Source organism: Arthrobacter sp. ZGTC412, from assembly GCF_002929215.1.
In the GTDB taxonomy this organism is placed as follows: domain Bacteria; phylum Actinomycetota; class Actinomycetes; order Actinomycetales; family Micrococcaceae; genus Arthrobacter.
Window position 1 is genome coordinate 98,362 of record NZ_PJII01000009.1, and the last position, 11,736, is coordinate 110,097.

General features: G+C 62.7%; 8 protein-coding genes and 2 pseudogenes. 4 read left to right on the plus strand and 6 right to left on the minus strand.

Annotation, left to right across the window (positions count from 1 at the left end):
* Nucleotides 1-360 precede the first annotated feature (360 nt).
* Genes CXQ88_RS12270 through CXQ88_RS12285 form a run of 4 tightly spaced genes read right to left on the minus strand, consistent with a single transcriptional unit; the run spans nucleotide 361 to nucleotide 4,303 of the window.
* On the minus strand, nucleotides 361-1,101 hold the full coding sequence (locus CXQ88_RS12270) for a molybdate ABC transporter substrate-binding protein (RefSeq protein WP_104044440.1): 741 nt from the start codon (nucleotides 1,099-1,101) through the stop codon (nucleotides 361-363).
* A 1-nt stretch (nucleotide 1,102) separates the two neighbouring features.
* The gene (locus CXQ88_RS12275; RefSeq protein ID WP_104044441.1) at nucleotides 1,103-2,011 is read right to left on the minus strand and encodes a dioxygenase family protein; all 909 of its coding nucleotides are present in this window, start codon (nucleotides 2,009-2,011) and stop codon (nucleotides 1,103-1,105) included.
* Between the two features lie 10 nt (nucleotides 2,012-2,021).
* Nucleotides 2,022-3,083 (minus strand): maleylacetate reductase, encoded by a 1,062-nt coding sequence (locus tag CXQ88_RS12280; protein WP_219816323.1) that lies wholly within the window; start codon nucleotides 3,081-3,083, stop codon nucleotides 2,022-2,024.
* On the minus strand, nucleotides 3,083-4,303 hold the full coding sequence (locus CXQ88_RS12285) for an FAD-dependent monooxygenase (RefSeq protein WP_104044443.1): 1,221 nt from the start codon (nucleotides 4,301-4,303) through the stop codon (nucleotides 3,083-3,085). Before CXQ88_RS12285 ends, CXQ88_RS12280 begins: the two co-directional genes overlap by 1 nt.
* 148 nt (nucleotides 4,304-4,451) lie before the next feature.
* On the opposite strand from CXQ88_RS12285, the gene CXQ88_RS12290 reads away from it, so the two are divergent.
* The 4 genes from CXQ88_RS12290 (at nucleotide 4,452) to CXQ88_RS12305 (ending at nucleotide 10,357) form a co-directional block, all read left to right on the plus strand.
* Nucleotides 4,452-5,225 carry an IclR family transcriptional regulator gene (locus tag CXQ88_RS12290; RefSeq protein ID WP_104044444.1) on the plus strand — a complete coding sequence of 258 codons (774 nt, stop codon included), beginning with the start codon at nucleotides 4,452-4,454 and terminating at the stop codon, nucleotides 5,223-5,225.
* Between the two features lie 365 nt (nucleotides 5,226-5,590).
* The gene (locus CXQ88_RS12295; protein WP_219816324.1) at nucleotides 5,591-6,898 is read left to right on the plus strand and encodes an MFS transporter; all 1,308 of its coding nucleotides are present in this window, start codon (nucleotides 5,591-5,593) and stop codon (nucleotides 6,896-6,898) included.
* Between the two features lie 87 nt (nucleotides 6,899-6,985).
* Complete coding sequence (locus CXQ88_RS12300; protein ID WP_104044489.1) at nucleotides 6,986-7,411, plus strand: acyl-CoA thioesterase; 426 nt, start codon at nucleotides 6,986-6,988, stop codon at nucleotides 7,409-7,411.
* Nucleotides 7,412-8,215: 804 nt separating this feature from the next.
* Nucleotides 8,216-10,357 carry an amylo-alpha-1,6-glucosidase gene (locus CXQ88_RS12305; protein ID WP_104044446.1) on the plus strand — a complete coding sequence of 714 codons (2,142 nt, stop codon included), beginning with the start codon at nucleotides 8,216-8,218 and terminating at the stop codon, nucleotides 10,355-10,357.
* Between the two features lie 93 nt (nucleotides 10,358-10,450).
* On the opposite strand, the pseudogene CXQ88_RS21810 reads toward CXQ88_RS12305, so the two are convergent.
* Both CXQ88_RS21810 and CXQ88_RS21815 read right to left on the minus strand, forming a co-directional pair.
* Nucleotides 10,451-10,858, minus strand: a pseudogene (locus CXQ88_RS21810) (aldehyde dehydrogenase (NADP(+))); the annotation flags it as partial.
* Nucleotides 10,850-11,151: pseudogene (locus tag CXQ88_RS21815) on the minus strand (alcohol dehydrogenase catalytic domain-containing protein); the annotation flags it as partial. The pseudogenes CXQ88_RS21815 and CXQ88_RS21810, both read right to left, overlap by 9 nt.
* Nucleotides 11,152-11,736 lie beyond the last annotated feature (585 nt).

The window sequence follows — 11,736 nt, forward strand, 5'->3', positions numbered from 1 at the left end:
ACCGCCTCGCACGAAGAGGCGGCCCACGGGTATGACCGGCTATGATGGCACGACCGAAGCTGGGCCCGGCGGCTTCGATGAGGACGTCATGGGGCAAAAAGTTCCTGGCTCAAAGGCGCCGCCGCCATCATGCTGCTGCGATTCATGGCATGGGTTTGGGACGCCGTCCGTTGCAGCGTCCTGCATCCGCAAGTGAGGCCGGCAGGCCGCGCGCGGGAGATCAGCTGGCGGAGGGGTTTGGGAAAGAAATGCCCATTAGGAAATTCGACGTTGGTGGAAACAGGAGGATTCCCTGGTTCACCGGGTCTCTGGGCCTCGCGCGCGCGCTGCTCCGCGGCCAACAGATCACTGCACGGCGTATCAGGGGGACTGCAAGCCAGTCTCACAGTAGGCGCGTGCAGCCAACGGGCCGGTTATGAAGTCAAAGAGGGAAGAGGCCAGGGCGTCGTTACGGGCCTTGCGAGATAAAGTCGCCGAGAACTCGGTGTAATGCTGGACGGCGTCCGGGAGTGGGCCGATGACCGTCGCCTCGGGGACGAGCATCAGTTCACTCAGCTGATGGATGGCCATGTCAGCCCGCCCGTCGAGGAGTGCGTGCGCGGTGGGTCCCTGGTCAACGATTGTGGACCGGGAATCGACCTGCTCGGCTATGCCCAGTTCCCGAAGCAGGCGGGAAAAGTAGATTCCGCTCGGTCCGTTCCGCGAATACGCGACAGAGCGCGCGGCTGACAGCGCACTGATGAGCCGGTCAACTGAACGAATATCGGGGCTGCTGGCGTCCGGTGGCACTGCAACCCCGATTCCGGACTTCGCGACCGGCAGGCACGTTGGCAGGTCGAAGACGTCCGTGAATGCAGAGGCTTCCAGGGACCCTGTTATTCCTACGAAGATCCCGGGCCGCGCGCCGGCTTCAATCCGCTGCAGAAGCAGACCCGTTGGTTCGAAAACGACGTCCACGGCCGTTTCGGTTGCCTCCGTGAAGGCGGGGAGGATTTGCCCTTCCATGGCGCTTCTCAGCGCCACGGCACAGAACAGCGATAGGGCGGCGCCGGACGCCGGGTCCGACCCCGCCCTATTGAGCGGTGCGCTGGCTGTTCTCATCTCAGGTGAGAACCGGGGCGAGGACGATGTCAAAGCGTGTGCGGGCCCAGGACTGGTTGTCCAGGTTGCGGCCGTCAGGGGTGGGGGTGCCGGGGGGCTGTGTTTCGAATTTTTTGATCAGTGAGTCTTTGACGCCGAACACGGAGTCTCCAATTTCGATTTGAGGGTCTCCCTCGACGAAGATATGCGTCACGAGGGGGCGCAGGCCGTCAGCGGTGACCATGAAGTGCAGGTGGGACGCGCGCACGGGGGAGCGGCCCACGGCCTCGAGCATTTTACCGACAGGCCCGTCGTGGGGAATGGGGTAGGGGGTGGGGGTGAGGCCCCAGAACGCGTACTTCCCGTCCTGATCGGTATTCAGGTGGGCGCGTCCGGCCACTCGCTGGTCGCTGTACTGGACGTCGTAGAAGCCGTCTTCGTCTGCTTCCCAGACCTCGATGCGTGCGCCGGGGATGGGGCGCCCTTCGGTGTCGGTGACGGTGCCTTCGACCCAGCATGGCTGGCCGTTGGCACCTCCGGCGATGTTTCCGCCGATGGGGATTTCCGGGGCGTCGGCGACAAAGAATGGGCCGAAGACCGTAGCTTCGGTGGCTTCCTTGTATGCCTGGTTGTTCATGGCGATGGTCTGCATGGACGCTCCGAATACGTCGGAGAGGAGTACGAATTCCTGGCGTTTGTCATCGGTAATGTGCCCGGCGGCGGTGAGAAACTCGATGGCTGCATTCCATTCCTCCTCGGTGAGGCGCACTTCGCGGAGAAAATTGTGCAGGTGCCTGGTCAGGGACTGCATGAGTTGCTTCAGTCGCTGGTCCTCGGCCTTGTCGAAGGATGCGACGACGGTGTCCACGAGTTGTTGCTCGACGGAAACCTGCTCGGCGGAGATCTGCTGTGTTGACGACTGGATGCTCATGACGGGTTCCTTAGAGTCCGGGGGTGGTGCCCGAGTAGGCGGAGCGGAGGAGTTCCTCGAGGTTTTCCTCCGTGACCGGGCACGGGTTGGAGGCGGGGATTGCGGGCAGGATCAGCCTGACCGCTTCGGGAATGTTTTCTTCGGCCAGGCCGTGGTCTTTCAGGGCCTTGGGCGCACTCAAGGTTTCGCGCAGGGCGTTGAGTCCCTTGATGGCGTCATCGGCTCCGAAGGCGGCGGCGATCCTGACCTCGGCGTCCGGTGCGTAAGGTGCGTTGAACGCCAGCACATAGGGCAGGACGGTGGCATGTGTCTGGGCGTGGGGCATGTTGTAGGCCCCCCCGAGGACGTGGCAGATCTTGTGGTGCATCCCTGAGCCGGCGGAAGCAAAGGCGACCGCGGAAAGGTACGCCCCGTACAGGGCCTGTTCTCGGCCCAGGAGGCTTGACGGATCATCCTTGATTTGCGGAAGGCCCTGGTTCAGCGCGCGGATTCCCTCCGCGGCCAGCGCCTGATTAATCGGGTCAGCACGCGGAGCCCACATCGAATCAACACAGTGGGCCAATGCGTTCAGGCCGGAAGCGACGGACAGATCCACGGGCAGAGAGAGCGTCAGGGCTGCGTCGTAAATTACCGTGACAGGCAATACTTTGTCGTCCACGCCGGTGGTTTTCCGGGACGCTTCCGTCAGCCCCCAGACGTTGGTGGCTTCAGATCCGGCGTAGGTGGTGGGGGCGGCGATGATGGGCAGCCCCGTGGTCATGGCGATGGCTTTCGCCAAGCCGGTGGTTGAGCCGCCGCCGACACAAACCAGCAAGTCAATGCCCAGCTCCGCAGCCTTCGAGCGCGCTTTTTCTGCCTTCTCGATGGGTACGTGGGGTGCAACGTCGTCATAGAAGGACGCGACGTCGATACCGGTCGTCACGTCGGCAGCGATCTGCGCTTCGAACTCGGAGGCGATCACCATGACGCGCGTGGACCCAAGCCGGGATACCTCTGCGGCGAGGTTTTCAGCTGCCTTGCCGGAGCCGAACAGCACACGCTGTCCCAGGGTCACATGTTCAAAAGTAGGCATCAGACCAACGCCTCCTTGGCTGCGAGTTCGGCGTCGTGGCCGTAGAGCCAGCCGTTGCTGACCAAGGGGTCGCCCTGGGCCAGGGCGTCGTCGCGCTCTCGCTGGTCAGGGCCGTCGGACAGATGGTTTTTGTGTTTTCGGGCGCGGCTGAGCTGCTGGATCTTCGTAGTCCGGCTGATACGGACTTTTTCATAGGTCCGCAGGGCGCGGGCCGGGTCCTCCGGGTCATCGGCCAGGCATTGTGCGAGGGCGGCTCCGTCTTCGATGGCCTGGGCAGCGCCCTGGGCGAAGAAGGGGAACATGGGATGGGCTGCGTCGCCGAGCAGAGTGAGCCGGCCATAGGACCATTGAGTCAACGGTTCACGGTCCAGGAGTGCCCAGCGTCCCGGGGTTCCGGCTGCCCGGATCAATTCCGTGAGCCGGGGATCCCAGCCGTCAAATTCGGCGAGCAGTTCATCGACAGTCGACTTGGTGCTCCAGGATTCCGCGGTGAAATCGCCGGCGGGACCGAATGCCACGATGTTTACGGCGGTGCCGCCGGAAATGGGATAGTGCACCAGGTGGTGGTCGGGGCCGATCCACAAGGTCTGGGCTGCCCGACGTGCAAATTCGGGGGCATCTTCCATGGGCACGATCGCCCGGTAGGCGCACAGGCCAGAATATTCTGCGGGACCGGAGTCGGCAATCGCGTTTCTCACCACCGAGTGGACTCCGTCGGCGCCGATGAGGATGTCTGCATCGGCGGTGCTGCCATCATCAAATGTGAGTCTCGCGCCGCTGTCATGTGGCTGAACTTCCACGCAGCGTTTGCCCAGGCGCAGCCACTCGGACGGGACCGCCGCTTTAACGGCATCCAGCAAATCTGCGCGGTGGGCCACATAGGTTCGTTCGCCGTAGAGTTCCTCGCACCTGCCCGTGAGCTGCTCGGATGACAGGACTGCGCCGTCCTCCCAGCGGCGGAATTCCCATCCCACGTCCAAGGGCACGGCTGTTTCCAGGAAAGCATCGATATGGCCGAGCCGGCGTATCAGGCGTACAGCGTTGGGGGAGACAACCAGGCCAGCTCCAACAGCGCCCAGCTCCGGGGCCTGTTCGTAAACTGTCGCAGTAAGACCGGCACGGTGCAGGAACCCAGCTGCTGCCAGCCCGCCGATCCCGCCGCCCAGAATAACGATGCGGGGACCTTCCGGCTCCGCTGTCCTGTTGGTTTCAGTACTCATGTTTCTTGCCTTCCGGGAGGGAGTGTCGCATCGCCAACACTCGGTGCTGTGGGGTTGAATCCATAGTCCGTGCCCCTTTCCCCCGTGGGAGGATAATGTTCACTGAACGAACAAATAGTCCGTGATGCCACCGTTGCCAGGAGATCTAATGCCGCTCAATACCGAGCCTGGGCGCAGCGTAGCTTCACGCCTGAGCGCCGTTCTTTTTGCCTTCAAGTCCGGCGGTGCAAGCCTGACACTTGCCGACCTCACCCGGCGTACCGGAATGCCCCACGCCACCGTGCGGCGGCTCGTACTCGAGTTGCTCTCCGAAGGCTTACTGGAGCGCACCGACGACGGAAGGTACGTCATCGGCATCCGGGTCTGGGAACTGGGCACGCTTGCCCCCCGCAGTCTTCCCCTTCGTACTGTTGCCTTGCCGTTCATGGAGGATCTCCATGCTGCCCTGCGGCAACACGTGCAGCTGGCGGTGCTCGAAGGCGTCGAAGCGGTAGTTGTCGAGCGCATGTCCACATCCAATGCCCTCGGGCTGGTCTCCCAAGTTGGCGGGCGTCTCCCGCTGCACAGTTCCGGCGTAGGGAAAGTCCTTTTAGCCCACGGGGGTGAGAGCCTGTTTCGGCAAGTCATTTCGGAGGGCCTGAAGGCGTACACGCCAACGACAATTACCGACCCCGACCAGCTTCGAACCGACTTGGGCGAATACAGGCGGAAGGGATTTGCGCTGGTGAATCAGGAGACGAGTTTGGACGCGCAATCCGTGGCGACAGCCATTTTTGGTACGTCAGGGGAGTGTGTGGCCGCCCTCTCTGTCGTCGTTGCAGCCGGAACAGTGAACCTGAACTCTGTTGTGCCCGCAGTGGTGGCTGCCGGCAGAGGGATCTCCCGCGGACTTGGAGCTGCAATGTCCCGGCGCACCCAGTAGCAAGCCCCAACAAACAAAGTCCTGCATGCGGGGAACGGCCCGATTAAAAGCTGCCCCGGATGCTTGCAGCCTCCTCCTTGAAGGACAAGATTTGCGGCCGCCGCCAACTGGTCGGCAACAAAACCCACGCGACGACTCAAAGAAGACTGTTCGATGAATGAACATGTGCATTTGGAGTGGAGCTCGTCACGGCACGCTGGACCCACCCATCGCTTGCACCGACGTGGTCGAGGAGATCCCAGGTGCACGCTGGAAGTCCCAAGTTACGGGACGCCCTCCCATGTCCTTTCCCAGTTCGAAGGAACCACATGTCAGCGAAGACATCCCCAGCCAGCGGAGTTCGTACCGGCCCAATGAAGGTTGCGATGGCAAGTTTCATCGGCACCACCGTCGAGTACTACGACTTTTTCATCTACGGAACAGCAGCAGCGCTGGTGTTCCCTAGGCTGTTCTTTCCCGAAGCCGGCCCACTGATGGGCACGTTGCTGTCCTTTGCCACCTTCGGCGTGGGATTCCTCGCCCGCCCCCTTGGAGGCATCGTCTTCGGCCACTTCGGTGACCGGGTCGGGCGGAAGAAGATGCTCATCATTTCGCTGGTGGGCATGGGCGCCGCAACATTCCTGATGGGCCTGTTGCCAGGTTATGCACAGATTGGCATCGCCGCACCCATTCTCCTGACCGTCCTGCGCCTCTTCCAGGGGTTCTGCGTCGGCGGCGAATGGGGAGGAGCTACTCTTATGGCCGTCGAACACGCACCGAAGGGCAAGAAGGGCTTCTATGGAGCGTTTCCCCAGATGGGAGCCCCTGCAGGCGTTGCCCTCGCCACCGTCGCCTTCCTTGGCGCCACCCAGCTGCCCGGGGACCAGTTCATCGCCTGGGGCTGGCGGCTGCCGTTCCTCGTCAGCGCAGTCCTGGTCGTTGTCGGCCTGGTCATCCGCCTCACCATCGCTGAAAGCCCCGCATTCGCAGCAGCCCGCGAGAAGAAAGAACTGGTGAAGCTCCCGATCAAGGAAGCCTTCCGCCGGCACCCCAAGGAGATCTTCCTCGTCGCCGGCACCTACCTCAGCCAGGGCGTTTTTGCATACATCACCATGGCCTACCTGGTGAACTACGCCACCACCATCGCCAAGATTGACCGCACCAGCGTCCTGCTCGGAGTCTTCGTCGCTGGTCTCGTCGCAGTCGTCCTCATGCCCGTCTTCGGCTCACTCTCCGACAGGTACGGCCGTAAGACCATGTACCTCATTGGTGCCGTAGCCATGGGTGTTTCCATCGGTCCCGCGTTCATGCTTATCAACACGGGCGTGGCGGCCAACTTCACCCTCGCCGTGGTGCTGGTCTTCGGCATCGCCATGTCCCCGGCCGCCGGCGTCACTGGCTCCCTGTTCTCCATGGTCTTCTCCCGGGAAGTCCGCTACACCGGAGCGTCGGTGGGGTACACCATCTCACAGATTTGCGGATCTGCCTTCGCTCCAATGATTGCAACGGCCTTGTTCGCCGCCACTCAATCCAGTGACTCCATCGTCATCTACCTCCTGATCGTCTCTGCCATCTCGATCATGTCCGTTGCACTCCTGCCCGGTGGATGGGGACGCAAAGAAGCAGCACGGCAAAACGGCGAAGATTTGGACACCAACCGGACCGCTAACGACAGCATCGGGGCAGAGGCCTGACAGGATGGCAGGACGGGCGACACACCTCGGCCTCCCCGTGTGTCCTGCCGATCCAACAGCAGCCATGCATCAGTTACTGCGGCACTCATGAAAATGCCTGATATCAGCTTCCGTACCCGAAAATGGGTGCGGCCTGAAGACCTCAATGCCAACGGCACGTTGTTCGGCGGAAGCCTGTTGAAGTGGATTGATGAAGAAGCGGCGATATACGCCATCATTCAGCTTGGCAACGGCCGTGCTGTCACCAAGTACATCTCGGAGATCAATTTTGTCAGCTCCGCAGTTCAGGGCGATCTGATAGAGATGGGGCTTACAGCGACAAAGTTTGGTCGCACCTCTCTGACAATGCGTGCTGAGGTCCGGAACATGATCACCCGCCAAAGCATCCTGACCATCGAGGAGATAGTTTTCGTTAACCTGGGCGCGGAAGGAAAACCTGAACCTCACGGCTACGACAAAATAACGTACGACCGCGACAGGATACCGACGGACCACCTCCGCGAGTTCCAGTAGACCACGTGCTTGCGGCCATCGGACGCTTAGTTAGGAAGGCCAAAAATGCCTAATTCTGCTCATCGTGGCCACTCCACCAAGCGATCTTCGAAGGGTCAATAACGGATATTCCGTCAACCTGGCGAGGCTCGGACAAGCTGCGCTGGTGACTCTGTTCCGTCCACAGTTGGGGGTCAATTCGGGCTATCCACGGCGGATATTGGGAGTCCCGGATTAGCTCCCGGAGCAGCAGTAGCGGTGGATAACCCATGAGAATTGTCCCTGGGTGTGGGCGGCGAGACCCAGCCCCTCAGTGGACTCGGATTGAAGTCCCTTATTTCTGGGACTAAACAACGCCCCCTTTGTCAGGTTGGGGTGTGCTTCAAGTTGACGAGTTGCTCGTGAAGTGGCCAGGCATTATTGCCGCTGGGTTATGCCTCCCGTGCGTGGGGCACGTCTGCCGAGCTGGAATTTGGGTACTGGCGGCAGAACCCGGCCGCCGTGGCAGGAGTGAAGTGCACTCGTGGGCCGTGGCAGGGCGTGCAAGCCGCCTGCTGTTAGACGCGGGAATGCTCGTTGGCGGCGAAGGGGTGGGCTGAGGATCGTTTGTTCCAACGACGTGTTCGAGCCGTGCGATGCTCGGTCGACGACGCGCGGCTGCTGTACGACCCCCATCTGCTGGAGATTGCTGGCGGCGTACAAGGGCCGTTGACAAGGATGTGCTCCATGACGTCCTGCCGCTGCTGCGAACGCCCCTTTCATCAGCCCTGCCTGAGGCGTAGCGTCTATTCCGCCGGGAACGGTCGTACCGTCAAAGGAGCGGACATGGCTGGATGGAATGCAGACACAGCGGCAGGGCCTGTGGGGGCTGGAACCGTAACGCTGGTTGAAGGCTCATCCTTCTGTATTTCCGCCGCCAATGGCGACATCCACCCGGAACTTCCCCACGGTGTGTTCCACGAGGACACCCGGATCCTGTCCGGGTGGAGCATGACGGTGAACGGCCAGTCGCTCGAGCCGCTGGCCGCGGAAACGAAGGAACCCTACCGGGCACTGTTCATCGGCCGCGTTCCGCGCGGGGACGGATATGCGGACAGCCCTCTAATTGTGGAGCGCCTGCGGGAAGTGGCTGCTGGAGTGGTTGAGGAAATCACCATTCGCAACTACTCCGGGGACCCTGTGGAGTGCAGCATCTCCGTCGGCGTGGATTCGGACTTCGCGGACCTGTTCGAGGTAAAGGAGGCGAGGGTCCAGCGGCGCTGGGAGGTCGTCCGTGGAGCCGACGGCAATTCCCTGATCATCAGCGCGGCCTGGCAGGACCTGCGGAAAGCTGTCCTGGTGCGGGGACGTGGGGCCGTAGCCACCGCGGACGCGCTCACCTACCAGGCGACGGTGCCCGGTTACGGCCATTGGGGCACGCGGCTGAGCGTCGCATCCGCCGGGCAACAAACCGTGTCGCGCCCTGTCCGGCATGGCACCTCACCGAGCGACCGGCGGCACCAGGAATGGGTCGCTAAGATCCCCAGGCTGCAGATGACCAACCGGTCCATCGAGCGTACGCTGCGGCGCAGTTACGACGATCTCGGCGCACTTCGGATCGAGGACCCTGCGCATCCGGAGCGGATTGTGGTGGCCGCGGGAGCGCCATGGTTCATGACGCTGTTTGGGCGTGACTCGCTGTGGGCGTCCGAAATGGCCCTTCCTGTGGACCCGTCACTGGCTCTTGGCACCTTGCAGACCCTGGCTGACCGCCAGGGCAAGGTGGTGGACCCGGTGAGTGAGGAGGAACCCGGGAAGATCCTCCACGAGGTACGGCTGGGGGTGTCTTCCGGGCTGGCTCTGGGGGGCAAGTCGGTTTATTACGGCAGCGTGGATGCCACTCCCCAGTTCGTGATGACCTTGGCCTCCGTCAGCCGGTGGGGCTTCGCGAAGGACACCATCGCCGCCCTCCTGCCCAACGCGGACCGCGCGCTGGACTGGGTCCGGAACTTCGGCGACAAGGACGGAGACGGCTTCGTCGAGTACTCCCGCCTCAATGACCAGGGCCTGCTCAACCAGGGCTGGAAGGACTCGTGGGATGGTATCAACTTCGCCGACGGCACCCTGGCCGAGCCGCCAATAGCCCTTTGCGAGGTGCAGGCGCTGGTGTACTCTGCGCTTCTGTCACGGGCGTGGATGGCGTACGACGGCGGCGACGCGCCTTTGGCAGTGCAGCTCACCGAAGAGGCGGCGGCGCTGAAGAAGAAGTTTAACGAGGCGTTCTGGCTCCCGGAACGCGGCTACTTCGCTGTAGCGCTGGACGGCAGGAAGCGCCCGGTGGACGCCTGTGCCTCAAACATGGGCCAGTGCCTGTGGCACGGCATCGTTGACGATGACAAGGTGCCGCTGGTGGCCGAGCGTCTGATGTCGCCGGAGATGTTCAGCGGATGGGGCGTCCGGACCCTTGCCACGGACATGGGTGCCTACAACCCGGCAAGCTACCACAACGGGTCTGTCTGGCCGCATGACAACGCCATCATTGCGGCGGGCCTCATGCGCTACGGATTCGTGGAGGAGGCGCAACGGATCGCTACAGCCCTGCTTGAAGCGGCGGACTACTCCGACGGGCGGCTCCCGGAACTGTTCTGCGGTTTCAGCCGGGAACAGGTGGCCGAACCGGTGCCGTACCCCACCGCCTGCTCACCCCAGGCGTGGGCGGCAACCACCCCCATCATGCTGATCACCAGCCTGATGCGGTACGACGCCCACGTTTCGCGGGGTGGCTTCTGGATGGATCCGGCCCTGCCGGAGTCCTACGGGGACCTGCACATTACTAACGCACCACTGGCCGGCGGCCGGATCACTATTGACATCACCCACTCTGGGCCGCTGGTGCAGGGCCTGCCGGAGGGCATCACATTCCACCGTGAACACCGGCCGTGGCTGACCGAGCTCACTTCGCAGGCCGGACTCGGCGCCAAAGGCTAAAGCGCCCAGCCAGCGAGATGGTTGGGGATCCGGCCCCGGGCGACTCGTTGCGAGAGGCTTGCCCGGGGCCGGAAGTTATGGGGTAGCGCGGGTTTAACCGTGTTCGGGTTTGCCGTCGATGAGGCGGTTGACCTTCCAGGGGTTTTCGTCCTGCAGCGGGGCTGGGAGGAGTTCCTGGGGGATGTTTTGGTAGGCGACGGGGCGCAGGAAGCGGTTGATGGCGAGGGTTCCGACTGAGGTGGTGCGGGAGTCGGAGGTGGCGGGGAAGGGGCCGCCGTGGACCATGGCGTGGCCGACTTCGACGCCGGTGGGCCAACCGTTGATGATGATGCGGCCCACTTTCTGCTCCAAAGCCGGAATAAGGGGCGCCGCCGTCGAGTAGTCCTCTTCGGTGAGCTGCAGGGACGCTGTTAGCTGGCCTTCGAGCCTGCTGATGGCCTCGATCAGGTCCTCGGAGCTGGTGTAGCGGATGACCAGGGACGCGGCGCCGAAGATGCGCTCGGCGAAGGTGCCGAGGCGGTCCTTGTCGGGGCGGCCGTAAACCTCATCGCCGGGCTTAAAACCGCGCACCTTTGCCCGACCTGGAGGACTGTGCCGGCGACGTCGTTGCCGAGGATCAGTTGGAGTTCGTAGGGCAGGATTTGCTTGAACTCGCCCAGCCGGATCTTCTCGTCCAGCGGGTTCAGGCCCGCCGCCTGAACCTGCACGAGCACATCGCGGTCCCCGACTGTTGGCTCAGGGACGTCCGCCTCGCGGAGAGGCTCCCCGTACTTGGTGACTACGAACGCTCGCATGCCGTGATGCTCCTTCTGGGGTGGTGGTTAGTACGGGTGCTGCGACGGGGGCGACCTGCCGCCCGGGCACGTGCTTGGCATCGGTCTTCCTTGGGTTGACTCGACGCCAGGGGAGCAAGTGGCATGACCTACCAAGATAAGACCGGTTCGAACCACTCGCAGCGGTAGTGGCTCGGCGTGGGGGGAGCATCGCTAAAGGTGGGACAGTGCAAGTTCTAGGATCGCAAATGTCTGTTGAAGGGCGAGCAAAATTTGTCAGGACAAAGAAAAACTGCATCCCTTCGTTGCGGGATGCGGTCGTAGGTTGATCGCTTCGAGGGGGCGCAATCGAGTTGTGGACATTGTCCACACTCTTGGCTTCGGATCGGGCTTTAGAGCCGCCGGACTCCTTCGGATTCCGCATGTTTTCGCGGGTTCCCAGTGTTTGCAAGGCTTGGAATGCAGTTCGAGTCCACCTCGGGCACAGCATATCCCCTCGTCAGAGGGGTTTTTGCTTTAACGTGTTGACATGGCTTGTGTTGGCGTCCCTCTGACGCTAGGTTCGCGGGCTGTGGCCTGGCCGCCGCGGTGGCCTGTTCAGGTGTG

Excerpts from the sequence above, each read along its gene's own strand:
- CXQ88_RS12270 (WP_104044440.1), bottom strand. The coding sequence starts at position 1,101 with ATGAGAACAGCCAGCGCACCGCTCAATAGGGCGGGGTCGGACCCGGCG.
- CXQ88_RS12275 (WP_104044441.1), bottom strand. The coding sequence starts at position 2,011 with ATGAGCATCCAGTCGTCAACACAGCAGATCTCCGCCGAGCAGGTTTCC.
- CXQ88_RS12280 (WP_219816323.1), bottom strand. The coding sequence starts at position 3,083 with ATGCCTACTTTTGAACATGTGACCCTGGGACAGCGTGTGCTGTTCGGC.
- CXQ88_RS12285 (WP_104044443.1), bottom strand. The coding sequence starts at position 4,303 with ATGAGTACTGAAACCAACAGGACAGCGGAGCCGGAAGGTCCCCGCATC.
- CXQ88_RS12290 (WP_104044444.1), top strand. The coding sequence starts at position 4,452 with ATGCCGCTCAATACCGAGCCTGGGCGCAGCGTAGCTTCACGCCTGAGC.
- CXQ88_RS12295 (WP_219816324.1), top strand. The coding sequence starts at position 5,591 with ATGGCAAGTTTCATCGGCACCACCGTCGAGTACTACGACTTTTTCATC.
- CXQ88_RS12300 (WP_104044489.1), top strand. The coding sequence starts at position 6,986 with ATGAAAATGCCTGATATCAGCTTCCGTACCCGAAAATGGGTGCGGCCT.
- CXQ88_RS12305 (WP_104044446.1), top strand. The coding sequence starts at position 8,216 with ATGGCTGGATGGAATGCAGACACAGCGGCAGGGCCTGTGGGGGCTGGA.